Annotated in this window: 15 protein-coding genes and 1 other annotated feature; of the genes, 9 read left to right on the top strand and 6 right to left on the bottom strand. The window is 45.2% G+C overall.

From position 1 onward, the window contains the following. Window positions 1-31 precede the first annotated feature (31 nt). On the bottom strand, window positions 32-1,711 hold the full coding sequence (lutP, locus tag J7E26_RS02110; RefSeq protein ID WP_214813015.1) for an L-lactate permease: 1,680 nt from the start codon (window positions 1,709-1,711) through the stop codon (window positions 32-34). Between the two features lie 203 nt (window positions 1,712-1,914). On the opposite strand from lutP, the gene lutR reads away from it, so the two are divergent. The 5 genes from lutR to J7E26_RS02085 all read left to right on the top strand — a co-directional run bounded on the left by lutR (window position 1,915) and on the right by J7E26_RS02085 (window position 6,935). Next, the gene (lutR, locus tag J7E26_RS02105) at window positions 1,915-2,634 is read left to right on the top strand and encodes an L-lactate utilization/bacilysin biosynthesis transcriptional regulator LutR (RefSeq protein ID WP_285289005.1); all 720 of its coding nucleotides are present in this window, start codon (window positions 1,915-1,917) and stop codon (window positions 2,632-2,634) included. A 32-nt stretch (window positions 2,635-2,666) separates the two neighbouring features. Beyond that, entirely contained in the window at window positions 2,667-3,863 is a 1,197-nt protein-coding gene (locus J7E26_RS02100; protein WP_214813012.1) for an aminotransferase-like domain-containing protein, read from the top strand. 173 nt (window positions 3,864-4,036) lie between these two features. Continuing rightward, entirely contained in the window at window positions 4,037-4,753 is a 717-nt protein-coding gene (locus tag J7E26_RS02095; protein WP_214813009.1) for a (Fe-S)-binding protein, read from the top strand. 29 nt (window positions 4,754-4,782) lie between these two features. Beyond that, on the top strand, window positions 4,783-6,213 hold the full coding sequence (locus J7E26_RS02090; RefSeq protein WP_214802809.1) for a LutB/LldF family L-lactate oxidation iron-sulfur protein: 1,431 nt from the start codon (window positions 4,783-4,785) through the stop codon (window positions 6,211-6,213). Beyond that, entirely contained in the window at window positions 6,213-6,935 is a 723-nt protein-coding gene (locus J7E26_RS02085) for a LutC/YkgG family protein (protein WP_214802812.1), read from the top strand. The genes J7E26_RS02090 and J7E26_RS02085 overlap by 1 nt, the downstream gene beginning before the upstream one ends. Before the next feature lie 41 nt (window positions 6,936-6,976). On the opposite strand, the gene J7E26_RS02080 is transcribed toward J7E26_RS02085, so the two are convergent. The 3 genes from J7E26_RS02080 to J7E26_RS02070 form a co-directional block, all read right to left on the bottom strand. Then, the gene (locus J7E26_RS02080) at window positions 6,977-8,305 is read right to left on the bottom strand and encodes a GntP family permease (RefSeq protein ID WP_214813006.1); all 1,329 of its coding nucleotides are present in this window, start codon (window positions 8,303-8,305) and stop codon (window positions 6,977-6,979) included. A 26-nt stretch (window positions 8,306-8,331) separates the two neighbouring features. Then, window positions 8,332-9,876 (bottom strand): gluconokinase, encoded by a 1,545-nt coding sequence (gene gntK, locus J7E26_RS02075; RefSeq protein WP_214802818.1) that lies wholly within the window; start codon window positions 9,874-9,876, stop codon window positions 8,332-8,334. Between the two features lie 183 nt (window positions 9,877-10,059). Then, on the bottom strand, window positions 10,060-10,917 hold the full coding sequence (locus J7E26_RS02070; RefSeq protein ID WP_214802821.1) for a MurR/RpiR family transcriptional regulator: 858 nt from the start codon (window positions 10,915-10,917) through the stop codon (window positions 10,060-10,062). Between the two features lie 720 nt (window positions 10,918-11,637). Here J7E26_RS02070 and J7E26_RS02065 point away from each other — a divergent pair. From J7E26_RS02065 to J7E26_RS02055, 3 genes are all read left to right on the top strand, one after another. Further along, window positions 11,638-12,525 carry a Cof-type HAD-IIB family hydrolase gene (locus J7E26_RS02065; protein WP_214802824.1) on the top strand — a complete coding sequence of 296 codons (888 nt, stop codon included), beginning with the start codon at window positions 11,638-11,640 and terminating at the stop codon, window positions 12,523-12,525. 68 nt (window positions 12,526-12,593) lie between these two features. After that, window positions 12,594-13,193 (top strand): DUF6198 family protein, encoded by a 600-nt coding sequence (locus J7E26_RS02060; protein ID WP_214985110.1) that lies wholly within the window; start codon window positions 12,594-12,596, stop codon window positions 13,191-13,193. A gap of 87 nt (window positions 13,194-13,280) precedes the next feature. After that, window positions 13,281-14,255 carry a LacI family DNA-binding transcriptional regulator gene (locus J7E26_RS02055; protein ID WP_214802832.1) on the top strand — a complete coding sequence of 325 codons (975 nt, stop codon included), beginning with the start codon at window positions 13,281-13,283 and terminating at the stop codon, window positions 14,253-14,255. Window positions 14,256-14,284: 29 nt separating this feature from the next. Here J7E26_RS02055 and J7E26_RS02050 read toward each other — a convergent pair whose 3' ends face one another. Beyond that, window positions 14,285-15,199, bottom strand: coding sequence for a hypothetical protein (locus J7E26_RS02050; protein ID WP_214985107.1), 915 nt, complete (start codon window positions 15,197-15,199; stop codon window positions 14,285-14,287). A 51-nt stretch (window positions 15,200-15,250) separates the two neighbouring features. Further along, window positions 15,251-15,592 (bottom strand): hypothetical protein, encoded by a 342-nt coding sequence (locus J7E26_RS18150; protein ID WP_214985104.1) that lies wholly within the window; start codon window positions 15,590-15,592, stop codon window positions 15,251-15,253. Window positions 15,593-16,470: 878 nt separating this feature from the next. Beyond that, window positions 16,471-16,712 (top strand) — a binding site (T-box leader). Between the two features lie 56 nt (window positions 16,713-16,768). Between J7E26_RS18150 and J7E26_RS02045 the strand changes: the two genes are divergently transcribed. Continuing rightward, window positions 16,769-18,112, top strand: coding sequence for an amino acid permease (locus J7E26_RS02045; protein ID WP_214802835.1), 1,344 nt, complete (start codon window positions 16,769-16,771; stop codon window positions 18,110-18,112). The last annotated feature ends 26 nt before the right edge of the window (window positions 18,113-18,138 follow it).

The following is an 18,138-nucleotide window of genomic DNA, read 5'->3' as shown; positions in this document are numbered from 1 at the left end:
CCCCGCGACAAGTACGGGGAGGTTCTCCGCATTACGGGATCATCCATGAAAAAACATGGTGCTGCAAAAAGGTAATGATACAGACGAGCAGCAGCAAAAAGAGGCTGTGCTTAATGGTGAACCGAAAAAGATCTGCCTCCTTGCCCGCAAGACCGACAGCAGCGCATGCAACCGCAATGGATTGCGGAGAAATCATTTTTCCGGTGACGCCTCCTGATGAGTTGGCGGCGACAGAAAGTACCGGGTCCATGCCGACAGAAAGCGCCGTCACCTTTTGCAAGCCGCCAAACAAGAGATTGGCCGAGGTATCAGAGCCTGTAATAAACACGCCGAGCCAGCCGAGAACGGGCGAAAAGAAGGTGAACATCGCACCCGTCATCGCAAGCGTTAAACCTAACGTCGTGCTCATGCCGGAAGCGTTTGTCACATAGGCAAAACCGACGACAGAACCGATGGTTAAAATCGGCAGCGTTAATTCCTTTAATGTCTCCGCAAACGCTTCGCCCCACGCTTTCCATGGCATGTCCAAAACGAACTTGGCCATAATAGCGGCAATTAAAATCGCCGTACCCGCCGAACCGAAAAGCTCCAGCTTATACACCGCTTCGATCGGTGTGCCGTCCGCATGAAGAATCTGGTTGTTTACAAATGGAACAGGGGGCGAAAAGGTCAATGCTTTTCCGGAGGCATTCAGCCAGGAAAGCCACATCGAACTCCCGTCGTAGTGTCCTGTCAGCGCGGTCTTCACCTGCGGAATACCCCAAATGGAGATCATGGCCGTCAAAAGAAGGAACGGCGACCACGCTTTTAAAATGGCGGCGCCTCCGTACACCGTTTGCGCATCGTGATCAGAGGCGGCGGCTGATTCCCGTTCCGCCGCAAAGCGGAACGCTGTTTTCGGCTTCCAAAATTTCAGAAACACCGCAAGCGCACCCATGGAAACAAGCGCCGACAGCACATCCGGCAGCTCAGGCCCTAAAAAATTCGAGCTGGCATACTGCACGGCCGCAAAGGAAACGCCGGATACAAGAATCGCGGGCCATACTTCAAAGGCTTTCTTGAACCCGCTCATCAGAATGATTAAATACAGCGGAATAAAGACGGATAAAAACGGCAGCTGGCGGCCGACCATTTGGGAAATCTCCATTGCCGGTATGCCAGTCGGGCCCTCGACTGCGGTAATCGGGATGCCGATCGCGCCAAAAGCAACGGGCGCCGTATTGGCGATCAAGCAAATACCCGCGGCATACAGCGGATGAAAACCGAGTCCGACGAGCAAAGCGGCTGATATCGCGACAGGCGCGCCGAAGCCCGCGGCGCCTTCTAAAAAAGCCCCAAACGAGAAGGCGATGAGCAGCGCCTGCAAGCGGCGGTCATCGGTAATTGACAGCACTGAGCTCCGAATGATGTCAAATTGTCCCGTTTTGACGGTGATTTTATACAAAAAGACGGATGTGACAATGATCCAGCCGATCGGAAGCAGACCGTACACCGCTCCCTGCGAAGCAGACAGCACCGCTTTCTCCGCCGGCATTCCATAAACCAATACAGCAATCAAAAGCGAAACCCCTAAAGTCAAAAGCCCCGCTCTGTACCCCTTCATTCGTTTTACAGCAAGCGCCCAAAAAAAGAAAACAATCGGCACGAGCGCACAAGCGGCCGACAAAAGCAAGTTTCCCCCTACAGGCGCATACTCCTGTGTCCATTGCATCCCAAAAACCCCTCCCCGTATTATGTAAGCGATTACGATTTATGATAAGGTCATCAGATGACCGGGTTAACTAGCATTATATTTTGAAAAATTTGAAAGTTCAATACCTTTCTTGAATAAATTGTCTGAACCTGTTGGCAGAACGAAAAAAGAAGTATAATAGACGATAACATCAAGACTCACAGGTAACGAGGTGATACGCGTTGAAATATAAACAGATCAAAACGAAAAAAATATACGAGGAAATCGCAGACGCGCTGCTGGACAAAATTAAAGCAGGCGAGCTTAAGCCCGGCGAAAGGCTGGACTCCGTTCAGTCACTATCTGAGAGCTTTCAAGTGAGCCGCTCTGCGGTCAGGGAGGCGCTGTCAGCCCTGAAAGCGATGGGGCTCGTCGATATGAAGCAGGGGGAAGGCACGTACATTAAAGAATTTGAGCCGTCCCACATCTCTCAGCAGCTCTCATCGGCGCTCTTAATGAAAAAAGAGGATGTCAAACAGCTGCTTGAAGTCAGAAAACTGCTCGAACTCGGCGTCGCCGCCATGGCCGCCGAAAAACGCACAGAGGAAGATCTGAACAAAATCCATCAGGCGCTCATGGAGATGAAAGACATTGACGGAGACGAAGAACTGGGAGAAAAAGCAGACTTCTCCTTTCATATGGCGCTGGCGGAAGCTTCACAAAACGAGCTGCTCAAGCATCTCATGAACCATGTCTCCGCTCTGCTTTTGGAAACGATGAGAGAAACGAGAAAGATTTGGCTGTTCTCTAAAAAAACGAGCGTGCAGCGGCTGTACGAAGAGCATGAACACATCTACAACGCCGTCGCCTCCAGAGACGCGGCTAAGGCTGAAGGAGCGATGAAGGCGCATTTGACGAATGTTGAAGGGGTGCTTGGGGCTTATTTTGAAGAAAATGTGTGAAACAGCTGATTGGTGAAAGGGGGTATGATCAAATGCAGGCCGAATCCTTTTTTTCTGAAAACATCAGGAAAGCTCTTAACAATGATCCTCCGGGTGAATGGATGCCGGCCGTTCCGGATGAGTGCATCCGTCTGCATTCCGGCTATCCCGATCCTGCTCTCGTACCTTATGAGCAGCTGAAAAAAGCCGCTTCCGATCTTCTTGAAGAGGAACGTGATTTACCGCTTCACTACCTTGGGAGCCCGAGAATAACCGCATTAAAAAAGCAAATTCAAGATAGGCTGTCTGCCCGCGGTATTCATTCCTCAGATGACGAGCTGTTGATTTCATCAGGCGCTTGCCAGGCAATTGATCTGATTGCCCGGATACTCATTGACGACAAAACGGCCGTTGCCATTGAGTCTCCTTCATATATGGAGGCGCTGGAGATTTTTAAGAACTATACGCCGCATATCTTGAGCATTCCGTCAGACGAGGACGGCCTTCAGACAGATCAATTAGAAAACATGCTGGAGGTAAGAAAGCGCAAAGGGCTCGTCCTTCCGCGCCTTCTCTATACCATTCCAGCCTTTCAAAACCCCGCGGGAACCGCCATGTCAGCGAAGCGGAGAGCCCGCGTATTGCAGCTTGCCGAAACGTATGATTTTCTCATTTTGGAGGATGATGCATACGGAGAGCTCGGATTTACCGAAATTCCCCCGCCGCTGAAAGCCATGGATCAAGATCACAGGGTTCTGCACGTCGGTTCATTATCAAAGATCGCGGCACCGGGAATGCGGATCGGATGGATAACGGGGGCAAGTGAATTCATTACCGCGCTGTCATGGTTTAAAAAAGACTTAGACCACCCCTTTTCCCAGGCTGTGACCGCTGTATATTTAGAACAAACGGATTTCAATGAAAGGCTTGCCGTCATACGTGACACGTACCGAACCAAATGTGCCGCCTTACTATCAGCATTAACGCAATATGTCCCGGATTCCGTATCCTGGCACGTTCCGAAGGGCGGTTACTTTGTCTGGATAAAAGTTCCGGGGGCGGATACTTCAGCATTGCTGACTCAAGCCCTTTCTCAAGGCGTTTCGTTTGTACCCGGCAAGTACTTTTTCTTAGACCCGCAAGACGGAGCCGAATATCTCCGCTTATCGTTCAGTTACGCTGATAAAAACAGCATCGTCAAGGGCGTTCAAAAGCTGGGAAGTATTTTAAAACAGAATGTAGGAAGCTGAAAGAGGAGCCGTCAGAGCTTCTCTTTTTTATAGATAGAACATCCGCAAAAAGGAATTTCCCAGAAAACTCTTCCAATTTATCTTCAGAATAGTGTACGATATTCAAAGAGGTTTTCCTAAAAACAGGTCATCAGATGACCGGATCAATATAAAAGATGAAAGAGGGGTTCATCATGAAAGTCTCATTATTTGTCACATGCCTTGTGGATATGTTCCAGACCGATGTCGGGAAGGCGACGGTTGAGGTGCTGGAGCGGCTCGGGTGTGAAGTTGATTTTCCCGAGGGGCAGATTTGCTGCGGGCAGCCTGCGTATAACAGCGGGTATGTGACCGATGCGAAAAAAGCGATGAAGCGGATGATTGCCGCGTTTGAGGGGGCAGAGTACGTTGTCAGTCCGTCGGGTTCCTGCACGACGATGTTCCGTGAATATCCGCAGCTGTTTCAGGACGATCCGAAGTGGGCTGAAAAAGCGCAGCGGCTTGCGGACAAAACGTATGAGTTAACAGACTTTATCGTCAACGTCCTCGGGGTTGAAGATGTCGGGGCGGAGCTGCATAAAAAAGCGACATTACATACATCGTGCCACATGACAAGGCTGCTCGGCGTGTCAGAGGAGCCTATGAAGCTTTTAAGCCATGTAAAGGGGCTTGAGTTTACGTCTCTCCCCGGGAAGCATCAATGCTGCGGCTTCGGCGGTACGTTTTCGGTGAAAATGGCGCAAATCTCCGAACAGATGGTAGATGAAAAGGTTGCCTGTGTGGAAGACACGGAAGCCGAGGTGCTGATCGGAGCGGATTGCGGCTGTTTGATGAATATCGGGGGAAGGCTTGACCGGAAAGATAAACATGTCAGAGTGATGCACATCGCCGAAGTGCTGAACAGCAGATAACAGGCAGAAACAACAGAGGGGGTAAAATCATGGCGATGAAAATCGGTACAGCCGCTTTTAAAGAGCGGGTGTCAGAGGGAATAGATAATGAGTTTATGAGAGGAGCCGTTTCCGGGGCGCAGGAACGGCTGCGGACAAGGAGGCTCCAAGCGGCCGAAGAATTGGGAAACTGGGAGGAATGGCGTTCACATGCGGAAGAAATCAGGCAGCATGTGCTGAATAATCTCGATTTCTATTTGGAACAGCTGGCCAAAAACGTCGCCGAAAGAGGCGGACACGTTTTCTTCGCTGAAACGGCGGAAGAAGCATCCTCATATATTCGCGATGTGATTCAAACGAAAAATGGTAAAAAAATCGTCAAATCAAAATCCATGGTGACTGAGGAAATCAATTTAAACGAAGTGCTTGAGAAGGAAGGCTGTGAAGTGGTCGAAACGGATCTGGGCGAATATATCCTCCAGATTGACGACCATGACCCGCCGTCACACATCGTCGCGCCGGCCCTTCACAAAAACAAAGAGCAAATCCGGGACGTGTTTAAAGACAGGCTCGGCTACGAACAGACGGAAAAACCGGAGGAGCTCGTCATGCACGCGCGCGGTGTTCTGCGGAAAAAATTTCTCGAAGCGGATATCGGCATTACCGGCTGCAACTTTGCGATCGCCGATACAGGCTCGGTCAGCCTCGTCACAAATGAAGGAAACGGCCGTCTTGTGTCCGCCTTGCCGAAAACGCAGATTACCGTGATGGGAATGGAGCGGATCGTTCCGTCTTTTTCTGAATTTGAAGTGCTCGTCAGCATGCTGACGAGAAGCGCGGTCGGTCAGCGGCTGACAAGTTATATCACGGCGCTGACGGGGCCTCGGCAAGAGGGAGAAGCTGACGGCCCGGAGGAATTTCATCTCGTGATCGTGGATAACGGCCGCTCCCGAATTCTCGGAACGGAATTCCAATCCGTTCTGCAATGTATCCGCTGTGCCGCCTGCATCAATGTCTGCCCTGTATATCGGCACGTCGGCGGCCATTCGTACGGTTCGATCTATTCCGGCCCGATCGGCGCCGTCTTATCACCGCTTCTCGGCGGATATGACGATTTTAAGGAGCTTCCGTACGCATCGACCTTGTGCGCGGCCTGCACAGAAGCGTGTCCGGTAAAAATTCCGCTGCACGAGCTGCTGCTCAAGCATCGGCAAAACATCGTCGAAAAAGAAGGCAAAGCGCCGATCAGCGAAAAATTGGCAATGAAAGCGTTCGGACTCGGTTCGTCTTCGCCGTCCCTTTATAAAATGGGATCGAAATGGGCGCCGGCCGCCATGACGCCGTTTACGGAAGATGACAAAATTTCTAAAGGGCCGGGGCCGTTAAAAAGCTGGACGTCAATCCGGGATTTTCCGGCGCCGCATAAATCAAGATTCAGAGACTGGTTTGCAGATCGGGAAAACAAAAAGGGGGAAGAGTGATGGCGAAGGGAACCATTAAACAGCAAGAATCATTTTTAAACCGAATCGCCGAAAGCCTTGGCAGGGAGCGCCGAACAGAAGGCGTATCCGTCCCTGAGTGGAACTATCAGCCTCAATATAAAACACATGAAGGCTGCACGGCCGATGATCTTGTCACGATGCTGAAAGACCACTGCGTTAACATCCATACCGAGCTGATCGAAACGGATGCCGCCGGTCTTTATGACGCTTTACGCAGGCAGGTAAGCCGCTTTGAAGGAGGCCCTGTCATCATACCGAAAGACAGGCGGTTTGAAGCTTACGGTTTACAAGGGCTGCTTACAGAAGACTGGCCCGCTGAAGGGATTCCTGTTTGGGAATGGGATGCGGAACAAGGAGAGAAAAATATACAAAAGGCGGAACAAGCGAATGTGGGCATTACATTCAGCGAGATCGCGCTTGCGGAATCAGCTACCGTCGTTTTGTACGCTTCAGAAAATGCCGGGCGTTCCGTCAGTCTGCTTCCGACAACGTATATCGCGATTATCCCGAAATCTGTCCTTGTCCCGAGAATGACGCAGGCAAGTGATATCATCAAACAAAATATCGCAGACGGCGTCACCGTTCCTTCCTGCATTAACTACATTACAGGTCCGAGCAACTCAGCCGACATCGAAATGGATTTGGTCGTCGGCGTCCACGGTCCTGTAAAAGCAGCCTATATTCTCGTGACCGACCGATAGAATTAAAATACCCCGGCTTATGAAGACCGGGGTTTCTTACTTTAAATAAATGCGTTGATGATCATGATAAAACAGATGGCGCTGACAGAGATAATCGTCTCCATCGCCGTCCACGTCAGGAATGTCTCTTTTACCGTCATTCCGAAATACTCTTTAATGAGCCAGAAACCGGAATCGTTGACATGAGACAGAATCAGAGAACCCGCTCCTGTAGCTAAAACGAGCAATTCACTGCTGACGCCGGGCATCACAGAAGCGATCGGCGCAACAATGCCGGCCGCTGTCATCATAGATACAGTCGCTGAGCCTGTGGCGATGCGAATGACCGCAGCAATCGTCCAGCTTAAAAGCACGGGGGAGAAGCTTGAGTGCTTCGCCATATCCGCAATATAAGTGCCGACACCTGAATCGATCAGCACATTGTTAAAGGCGCCGCCGGCTCCGATCACAAGCAGAATGGAAGCGATCGGCCCCAAGCAGTCATTGCTGAATTTTAAAATGCTGTCCCTGTTAAAGCCTTGATAAAATCCGAGGCTGAAAAAGGAGTAAACCGTTGCGATCAAAAGTGCCGTAATAGGGTCACCGATGAATTTAAAAGCTTGATAGAGTGTGCTTTTTTCCGGCAGCACAATGTCTGCGAGCGTCGCCAGAAGCATCAGGATAACCGGTACCAGTATCGTAAACAATGTATTTGCGAATCCCGGAAGCTTGCGATTTTCATTCCGTTCGATAAATTGTTTTTTCAAAAGTTCAGGAACGGGTTTATGAATACGCTTACCAATCCATTTTCCGTAAAGCGGCCCCGCAATAATGGCCGTCGGAATGCCGACGATTAATGAATACAAAATCGTCTTTCCGACATTTGCGTGATAAATGCCGACTGCCGCCATCGCTGCAGGATGGGGAGGAACCAATCCGTGAACGACGGAAAGCCCCGCAAGCAGCGGAATCCCGATCGTCACTAAAGAAACGCCCGTTTCAATGGCGATCGTAAACAACAGCGGCACGAGCAATACAAAGCCGACCTGGAAAAAGACGGGAATCCCGACAATGAAAGCGACGGCCATCATCGCCCAATGGACGTTCTTTTTGCCGAAGCGGCCGATCAGGGTATGGGCGATCTGCTCCGCCCCGCCTGATTCAGTCATCATTTTTCCAAGCATCGTACCGAGGGCAAGCACAATCGCAAGAAGAGAAAGCGTATTGCCGAGCCCGGTTTTCATAGATGTGATAATATCCTGCATATTCATTCCGGCTGCGAAACCGACAAGAATGGATGTGATGAGCAAACTGATAAACGGATTTAACTTAGCGACCGTAATCAATAAGAGTAAAACGATAATAGCGGCAATGACAATAAACAGTAACATGGCCTTTTCACCCTTTCAAAGAAGAATTAACGGTTTTGTTTGAGCTGAAATTCACTGATGACGTCAAATTCATCCTTGAGCTTGTCATACAGCCGCTCGTATAAGTAAAACAGTTCAATATATGTTTCGCTGTTTTTGACATCCGGTTCATGGCGATGGGAAATTCTGATCCAGTCCTGCACATCCTCAATCCGTTCCATTTCGCCGAGGCTGTGTAAAGCGAGAACCGCAGCTCCGAGTGCCGATGCTTCATAACTTTCAGGAACGAGAACCTCCCGCCCCATTGTATCGGCCAAAATCTGTCTCCACAGCGGCGATCTCGCGAATCCTCCCGAAGCCCGCACGTCTTTTGCAGGGCCTGCCAAATCTCTCAAGGCGACACCGATGGAAAAGACGCTCATGATGACACCTTCCAGCACCGCTCTGATAAAATGCTCCCGTTTATGGCGCAGGCTGATGCCGAAAAACGTTCCGCGGGCATTCGGATTCCAAAACGGCGCGCGTTCCCCTGATAAAAACGGGAGAAATAACAATCCTTCAGAGCCCGCAGGCACTTTGTTCGCGATGTCAATCATTAAATCGTACGGGTCAACGCCCAGCCGCTTCGCCGTTTCGACTTCAGAAGAAGCGAATTCGTCACGCAGCCAGCGCAGCATAATGCCCCCGTTATTCGTCGGACCGCCGATGACCCAATGCTTGTCCGTCAGCGCATAGCAGAACGTCCGTGATTTTTCATCTGTCACCGGGGTATCCGTCACAGAACGCACCGCTCCGCTTGTGCCGATCGTAACGGCAACCTCACCTTTGCCGATCGCTCCTACGCCTAAGTTGGCAAGCACTCCGTCATTTGCGCCGACGATAAACGGTGTTTGTACATGAATGCCCATCCGCGCCGCGATCTCAGGCGCAAGCCCGCTCAGCTGATGAGTGGTCGGCACGATGTCCGACAGCTGGTCTTCACGAATGCCGGCAATCCGCAGTGCTTCTTCATCCCAAGTAAGCGTGTCTAAGCGGAATAAACCCGTTGCCGAAGCGATGGAATAATCCACGACATACGCCCCGAAAAATTGGTGCAGAATATATTCTTTAATACTGATGAATTTGGCGGCTTTCGCAAACGTTTCCGGGTCCTGCTCCTTCATCCATACAATCTTGGATAGGGGGGACATCGGGTGAATCGGCGTGCCGGTTCTTTTATAAATATCAAACCCGTTCATATCTTTCAGAATTCGTTTCGATTGCTCCGTACTGCGGTTGTCAGCCCAAATGATGCTTTTCGTCAGCAAGCCGCCGTTTTGATCGACAGCAATCAAAGAGTGCATGGCGGTGCTGATACCGATCGCAAGCAGATTGTCAGGGCTGCATCCGGATTTTGTGACGGCGCCCCTGATGCTTGCGATGACTGCTTCTAAGATGTGCTCAGGGTCCTGCTCGGCCCATGCCGGCTTTGGCTGTATTAAATCATAATGAACCGAATGCTTGGATAACATCTTGCCTTTTGGTCCAAACAGAACGGCTTTCGTGCTGGTTGTACCGATATCCAGACCGATAACAGCTTGGGTTTCTTTCATATAATATCCCGCCTAATCTAATGAATAATATGATAGATTCATAATGTATGCCCTTACAAAGTCAATTATAGGAATAATTTTTTTATAAATCAACGATAAGGAAGAAAAATTTTTTCACAAAATTGCCTTACATCCCGCTGTATCGGCATTTTGGCTTTTAAAAAATAAATCTTGAGAAAACGGTTACAAACGTTTGTGCGCGATCATTTTTCTGATTTTCTGCAGGTTGGAAAGCGTTTTTTCCTGCCTCAGGCGTGCCGTCGCGAAATATAACGTATCGATGACCGTCAGCTGGGCGAGCCTTGCGGACATCGCTTCCGTCCTGAAGGCCGTCTCCCTTGTTGATGTATATAACACCACGTCAGAAATCTGGGTGAGCGGCGATTTTTGGTAGCTGGTAATGCCGATCGTGCCGGCGCCGAGCGATTTGGCCGTTTTTACGGCATCGAGCACATCCTTGTTGCTGCCTGAATGGGAAATACCGATGACCACGCTGCCGGGACCGAGAAGCCCCGCTGACATCGCCTGAAAATGGGAATCGGTATGGGCAATGCAATTTAAGCCCGTGCGCATAAACTTATGATAGGCATCGGTGGCGATCAGTCCTGAGCCGCCATTTCCGTAAAACTCGATTCTGTCGGCCTGATGAATCAGCTCTACCGCTTTTTCTACGTCAGCGGGATCTAATAAATGAAAGGTATCCGTGAGGCCGGAAATATTCGTTCGGAAAACCTTCTGAATGATCACTTCAATATCATCATCCGGACTCATATCTTCATGCAGATGCTGCACCGGCTCCTGAACGATTTCCTGGGCAAGCGTGATTTTTAAATCCTGATAGCCGGAAAAACCGAGCCGCTTGCACAGCCTGAAGATCGTCGCTTCAGAGCTTTTTGTTTTTTCTGCCAGCTGAATGATGGACAGGTGAATCACATCTTTCGGTTCCTTCACGATATGGTCTGCAATGGCTCTCAATTTTGGAGATAAGCCTTTGCTGGCTGCTTGGATTTTCCCGATGCTACTTGTATGGACAGGGGTCATGCTAAAACCTCCCTACTCGAATGTAAACGCATACTTTTATGATATAGCAAGTTCTGTTATAAGGGAAACAGGTTTTTGCTTTCTTTACCACGTATTGAAGAAAAGAGAAAAGTATGGCGGGGACATCGTCTCAGTGAAACTTAATACACCCGCTTTTTATAAAAAGTGAGTGTTCTCAGAAAAGTGCCGGTGCCCAAGTTGCTGGCAGTGAGTCAAACTCTTTATGGTAAGCTGTCCTGTCACAGCTCAGTTTCTAGTGAGTTTCCAGTGCCTGAAGTTCTAGATAAAATGATTGATTCTTCAAATGGAATAACTTCTCTGTTCTCATCTATTCCGAAGGATAATAATACAATTGAACACATTGAAACTTATGAAGAACAACCTATGAATGATTCGTTATAAGTTGATCTAGATGTAAGTGAGGAGGTACCATCACATGAAGAGGTGTGCGAAACGAGCAGGCCTATTATGAGCAGTACTGACCTCCTAAGTTTTTCACTATTAGCAGTCAATTCATTATTAACTGCATTTATCAAAAGAGAGAGGTCATTTAGTCGGAGACCGCCTGAGAAACACAGTTCTAATCAAAATTTTTAATTTAAATCATTGTAGTTTAGCTTCTCAGAAAAACTTTAAATTAATATAATAATCTAATTGCTCTGAAACGCGTACCATACTTTATACTTTCAATGATTTTTAAAATCCAGGGAGGAAATTCACATGAAAGTAATTGCAATTGACTTAGATGGTACGCTGTTATCAGAGAACTTAACTATCCAAGAACAAGATGTAAGTGCCTTAAAGCTTGGACAAAAACAAGGGCATATTGTAACAATCGCTACAGGAAGGGCTCTATTTGATGCAATACACATCATCAATAAATATAATTTAAATTTTCCGATCATTGCTTCAAACGGAGCCCAAATTTATGTAGAAAACCAGGTTATATTCGAACATTTTATGGATTCAGATGTAATCCAGCCTATCATAACATGGTTAAATAAAGAGGAAATCTATTATCAGATTTACTTATCTGACAAAATTATCGTATCAAATCAGGGGATTCAGCAACTTGAAAAAGAACTTTACGATACAGTAATGGAAGAGCCTCATTTTAATCAAGAGGTGTTTTGGAATTCTATTAAAGCTCAAATACATCAATACGGGTTAGAGGAAATACCGGGTACAATTAACCCTAACGATTATCGTTATGTCATAAAATTTATGATAGTTTCGCCAAACCAAATAAAATTAAAAAAAGCAAAAGAATATTTTGGACAACTGAAGGAGTGTGTCGTAACTAGTTCAGGCGCATTCAATCTAGAAATCACAAGTGCGGGGGTAGATAAAGGAGCGTCATTGAATAAACTTTGTGAATATTATGAAATTGATGCAGAAAATGCAATAGCAATAGGTGACAATCTAAATGATCTGCCTATGTTTAATGTAGCAGGAATAGGGATAGCCATGGGAAATGCTGATAAGAGGCTTATTCAATTGGCTACTTTCAAAACGTTATCGAATTATGAGTGTGGTGTATCTTATGCTTTCGATCACTATATTCTAACTAAAGAAGAAGACCCTAAACCGCAGAGTATACAATCATGAGCCATTTTGTTAAAAGATGTTTAATTTATATTGTTGGATTGTTTGTTTTATCCTTAGGGGTTGTATGTATGATTAAATCTAATACTGGGATTGCCCCCTGGGATGCTCTAAATGTGGCTTTATCAGAACTAATTGGCCTTACAATTGGGTCATGGGTTTTCATTGTCGGAGGAATCCTTATCTTTATAAATAGCCTAATAAAAATGCGGTTTCCTAATCTGGCCGGTTTTATTCCGATTTTTATTATTGGAGTTTTTGTTGACCTTTTAAACTCAAAGATTCTTTCATTCTTAAAAACAGATGCTGTAATTCTTCAATGGAGTTTATTTTTGATAGGGTTATGTATATTGGCTATGGGAATCGCTATTTATTTAAGAGCATCTTTTCCTTCGATACCGAATGATGAATTAATGTTAGCTATTACTGAACGTACAGGTTGGGGTATTAATATTACAAAGACTATAGGGGAAGCTTTAGCTTTTGTACTTTCAATCATTCTTCAGGGGCCGATTGGGTTAGGAACCATCATTGTGTTGCTGTGTCTAGGGATATTAGTAGGTTTATTTGATAAACTATTACACAAGATGGGTAAGCCCCGTTCTATTTATAGTGAGGGACATAGTCAGGAAAGCGCACATTTTAATATACGCCATGATAAAGTCAATTAATTATGCTTATCCTTGATTTAGAGTATTTTTCCTTGGTGCTGTTTAGCGTAAAATCCTGATAACGCTGCCTAAGAAGGAGTAATAGTAATGACAAACATTACAGAGATAGCAAAGAAAGCGAACGTTTCTCGGACCACAGTATCTAGGGTTCTCAATAATCATCCTTATGTAAAACCTGAGAAACGAGACGCTGTTTTAAAAGCTATGAAGGAATTAAATTATGTACCAAATTTCAACGCGATTAACCTATCTAGGGGGAAGACAAATGTATTCGGAGTCATTGTTCCTAAAATCAACCATCCATTTTTCAGCAAACTAATTGCTGGAATAGGTGAAGAGTGTAATAAACATAATTATAGTTTACTTGTGCACCAGTCAAATAACGATCCCGAACAAGAACTGGAGTTTTTTAACAGATTAAAATACAAACTTATTGACGGTCTTATTTTAGGATCCTGTATAAGCCCCCATCACGTACTCGACGAGATATCTGGATTTGGTAATATTGTTTCCTGTGAAGCTTCTGCAAGCAAACAGGTTGCACATATATTTATTAATCATGAGTCAGGAATCAAAATGGCTATTGATCATTTGCGTAATCAAGGACATCAATCCATTGGTCTATGTATAGGAAATCCTAAGAGTGGTGTTGGCATAAGTCGAAAAAAATCATTTTTTCACTTTCAAAATGAATACGGCTTGAAATGGAGTTATAATTGGTACTTTGAAGAACAGTACACCATTGAGAATGGTATTGAAATAGCAAAATCATTTCTAAATAAGTCACCTCGTCCTACGGCAATGGTTGTAGGAAGTGATTATGTTGCTGCTGGGATTATTTATGAAGCGAAGAGGCAGGGAATACGAATACCTGAAGATCTGGCGGTTATAGGATTTGATAATCAGCCGATATCTAAGGTAATAGAACTTTCAACGATACATCAACCCATTAAAGAGTTGGGACAAACAGCAGCAAACTTATTATATAACTTAATTAATAACAAAGATGTCCCCAATATAAATAAGTTGGATCTAAAATTTATTAAAAGAAAGTCAACTTAAAAAGACCACTTTAAAGTGGTCTTTTTTGCTTAGTCTAGAATCAGCTCTGGGATAGGCGCTTTGAAATGAGTTCTTTTTTTCGTTTCATCTATAAAACTGAATGGCTTCATGGATAGGTTTTCAAGTTCATTTAAGAAATTACAAGCTTTTAATGGTACAAATGAAGTCATATTCCATACAACCTTCTCATTAAAACCTATAGCCCGAATATTATGCATAAGTCGATCAATTGTGTAAGATCCTGCTGCTACATACCCTTTTCCTTGATACCACAAATTATTTCCTTCAATTTTTTCTAAGGATTGGCCACACATGGAGTCTGTGTCAATGCGATCTGTCATTGCTATAATACCCTGAGAGCCAACAAGTTCTACAACTCGTCGTGCAATTTCTAAGTCTGCATGTTCACTATCAAAATTCATACAAATTGTTAATAAACCTTCTTTCGCGGCTCTCATCAAAGTGCCAGGAACTTCTCCGACAAGTGTGTTTATATTATCTAAGTTCCATTTATCTAATCGAGCATCTTTTAACCCCTCTAATCTATGTGCTCTTTCTTGGGGTGTTCTCCAGGTGTGTTTAAAATTGTTTGGCATATCATTAAACAAATGGTCTGTTAAAACAGCATCTGATCCAGCATAACTGCTGCGTTTTTGCGCTGTATCTATAACTTTCATTATAAGTCTAGAGGTTTCCTCTGGATATGCTTTTTGGAAGTGACCTAACGCCGGCTTTACTCCAGCCTCCACAAGTGTATCTACAATCCATTCTAAACTTGGATGTTCTTCAGTGATATATTTCTTTAGATAGGAGTTTTCAGTCATAGCATCTGGAGACAGTACAGTATAAATAAGACCATATTCTCCACAAGACGCGATCTTTTCCCATTCTTCTTTTAATGGTGCCCAATTCCCTCTTTCTGGTGTGCCTGCAAAGCTGGCCAATAATGGTCCTTCTAGTGAAATACCTAAAATATTACGGTAACGTCCTTTTCTCTATTGCTTATAGAATTCTTTCATAAAGACTACAAATTGGTCTAACTGGTTATGAGGAAGAAAGATAGAGGGTACACAGAAAATCCCTTCTAATTCAGCTAGTGTATTGATCTTTTCAATATCTAATTGATCTAAATTGCTAAAATCATAGTGACCGATTCCATGACAATGAAACTCTACCGGGAGAGATGGGACTAAATAAGAACCTGATTTCTTAAAAATCCCTTCTCCGCCAATTTCGAAGTTCAGCCATTCATTATTACTATAGGTTATATCAGCGATTTTCATTACTCCATTTGTTTCAAGGTAAGCTGGGCTATTAAATGATGTACTAGACTGCATAGGTAATTCCTCCTGGAAATGTTTATTTAGTATTCAGCGAAGACACATCATCATCTTAAAGTATGAAACGCGTACCATAACAACCCTTTATTTCTCATTTATTGTAAAAATATAGGTAGATTGTTTAACTTCCTATAGCATATCTTCTCATCATTATGATTTCTTTTTCCATTAAATCTTATCCATATTTACAAGCAGTGTACTTAATTGCAATAATTCCATTACTTTTAGTTTATGCAAAAGGAGCAATATTTTTATTCATCCAATCAAACATGACTAATTCATTCATATCCTGAAAATCTCCTTTAAAAATTCACACAACACTAGCTGTAACGCCACTAATGCTTCTAAACCCTTTTGTGTTACGCCAACTAGTGTTCCACATGAGTTTAGTTTGTGGAATTGGTTTCATGTCAATGGTTTTAAAAAAATTAGAGTATTATTCCTGATTTCTACATGGAATTTAGAAAAATAACTGGAGTTAAATTAAAAGAAAACTTTAAAGAAGTCTGCTTACTCCGATGGATCTTTATTTTATTCAAACTTATTAGAAATGAAATGAGGAAAGTCGCCAAGTTGAGATACTCCGAAATAAGAGTCAAAACCTTTAATATTTCTGCTATTTCTTTGTCGCTCAGTCCATATACCTTAGAAATTTTTTGTCGTTTTTTCTGTTCCATCAATTGATAAAAAGTACTGACTACTCCATGTGAAAGGGACTCAATCAACCCACAAAGGAATATAACCATGTTCAGTCATAATGTTTTATATAGGAATGAAAAGAAAACCAGCACGAAAATTGTGTATTGACTTTGAAAATAGAAGGCTGTATATTATGTTACTATATTCAGAAAATAAAAAAACAGCAGATTCAAACATAAAACACTGTGAACGGGAGCAGTAAAGGAATCCAGTCAGACACAGAGAGCCGCGGGGTGGTGCAACGCGGACTGATTATTCTTTGAACTCGCCCGGAAGTGGCAGGATGGAACGGAATTGTCGGAATATTCCCTATGTCCTAACGGCTGACCTTCGTTACCAGGTTCATAAGCTGGGTTCCGGATCTTTCGGAATCAACAAGAGTGGTACCGCGGTTGGCCTAAGGCACGCCGTCTCTTTTACCGAAGAGACGGCGTGCCTTTTTTATGTGTGAAAAAAGAAGAGGGCGTGTGATAGATGGATAAGGACAACAAACAAACGTTAAAACGGACGATGTCGTCCAGACACATTATGATGATGGCGCTGGGAGGAGCAATTGGAGCGGGGCTGTTTAAAGGCAGCAGCACGGCGATTGATGAAGCTGGGCCGGCCGTTTTATTGGCGTATCTGCTCGGAGGAATCATTTTGCTGTTTATTATGCAGGGTCTGGCCGAAATGGCCGTGCGAAACCGGAATGCAAGAACGTTCCGGGATTTGGTTCAGCAGTCTCTCGGCCCGTACGCGGCGTACTTTTTAGACTGGATTTACTGGAAAATGTGGGTGCTGAATATTGCCGCGGAGGCGGTAGTTGCCGCGATTTTTATCCAATATTGGCTGCCGGATTGCCCGATTTGGGTGCTTGCCCTGGTCATTTCCGTAGTGGTAACAGTCGTAAATATGCTTTCTGTGAAATTGTTTGCTGAGACAGAATACTGGCTCGCGCTCATTAAAATTACAGTGATTGTCTTGTTTATCTTATTCGGTATCCTGCTGTTATTTTTTTCATTCGGCGATCACACAGCAACGGGCCTGGCGCATTTAACGAGTCACGGCGGATTTTTCCCGCATGGAGCGGGCGGCGTCATTACGGCGATGCTTGTCGTTATTTATTCATATGGCGGTACGGAAATCATCGGCGTTACGCTGGCGGAGACGAAAAATCCCGAACAGGTCATTCCGAAGGCAGTGCGAGGAACATTGACGCGAATTGTCACTTTTTATTTGCTGCCGTTTTTTATTATCGTCAGCCTGATCCCTTGGAATCAAGTGAACAGCGCTCCGGAAAGCCCGTTTGTCATGGTGTTTAAAATGATCGGGATTCCCGGGGCTGACCATATCATGAACGCCGTCATTCTGCTGGCGATCATTTCATCCATGAACTCAGGGCTGTACGGCTCCTCCCGCGTATTATTTACGCAGGCGACGGACGGCCGGGTGCCGAAGATCTTTTCAAAGCTCTCAAAGAAAAAGGTTCCCGTTTACGCGATTTTAACATGTACATCGTTTTTGTATGTAGGCGTTCTGATTTCCTTATTTGCGGGCAGCCAAACCTTTAATTATTTAATGGGTTCCCTCGGTTATACCGTGCTGTTCATTTGGCTGATCATCGGATTCGCCCATTTGAAATCAAGAAAACATGTAACGGAGCAGCCGGCGTATTATGTAAAATGGTTCCCGTACACGACATGGTTTGCGGTGATTGCATTACTGGCCATTCTGGTCGGCGTCATTTTCACGACATCAATCATCATCACATGCATCACGGCAGCCATCTATCTGCTCATCACGGCTGCGTATGTTGTAAAAGGGAGACATCAATAAATAAAAAAACTCTTGCCCCTCGGCAA

This window comes from Bacillus sp. ISL-51, assembly GCF_018613535.1.
Classification (GTDB): domain Bacteria; phylum Bacillota; class Bacilli; order Bacillales; family Bacillaceae; genus Bacillus.
This window is presented reverse-complemented; position numbering and strand designations above follow the sequence as displayed.

Excerpts from the sequence above, each read along its gene's own strand:
- lutP (WP_214813015.1), bottom strand. The coding sequence starts at position 1,711 with ATGCAATGGACACAGGAGTATGCGCCTGTAGGGGGAAACTTGCTTTTG.
- J7E26_RS02100 (WP_214813012.1), top strand. The coding sequence starts at position 2,667 with ATGCAGGCCGAATCCTTTTTTTCTGAAAACATCAGGAAAGCTCTTAAC.
- J7E26_RS02095 (WP_214813009.1), top strand. The coding sequence starts at position 4,037 with ATGAAAGTCTCATTATTTGTCACATGCCTTGTGGATATGTTCCAGACC.
- J7E26_RS02090 (WP_214802809.1), top strand. The coding sequence starts at position 4,783 with ATGGCGATGAAAATCGGTACAGCCGCTTTTAAAGAGCGGGTGTCAGAG.
- J7E26_RS02085 (WP_214802812.1), top strand. The coding sequence starts at position 6,213 with ATGGCGAAGGGAACCATTAAACAGCAAGAATCATTTTTAAACCGAATC.
- J7E26_RS02080 (WP_214813006.1), bottom strand. The coding sequence starts at position 8,305 with ATGTTACTGTTTATTGTCATTGCCGCTATTATCGTTTTACTCTTATTG.
- gntK (WP_214802818.1), bottom strand. The coding sequence starts at position 9,876 with ATGAAAGAAACCCAAGCTGTTATCGGTCTGGATATCGGTACAACCAGC.
- J7E26_RS02070 (WP_214802821.1), bottom strand. The coding sequence starts at position 10,917 with ATGACCCCTGTCCATACAAGTAGCATCGGGAAAATCCAAGCAGCCAGC.
- J7E26_RS02065 (WP_214802824.1), top strand. The coding sequence starts at position 11,638 with ATGAAAGTAATTGCAATTGACTTAGATGGTACGCTGTTATCAGAGAAC.
- J7E26_RS02060 (WP_214985110.1), top strand. The coding sequence starts at position 12,594 with ATGATTAAATCTAATACTGGGATTGCCCCCTGGGATGCTCTAAATGTG.
- J7E26_RS02055 (WP_214802832.1), top strand. The coding sequence starts at position 13,281 with ATGACAAACATTACAGAGATAGCAAAGAAAGCGAACGTTTCTCGGACC.
- J7E26_RS18150 (WP_214985104.1), bottom strand. The coding sequence starts at position 15,592 with ATGCAGTCTAGTACATCATTTAATAGCCCAGCTTACCTTGAAACAAAT.
- J7E26_RS02045 (WP_214802835.1), top strand. The coding sequence starts at position 16,769 with ATGGATAAGGACAACAAACAAACGTTAAAACGGACGATGTCGTCCAGA.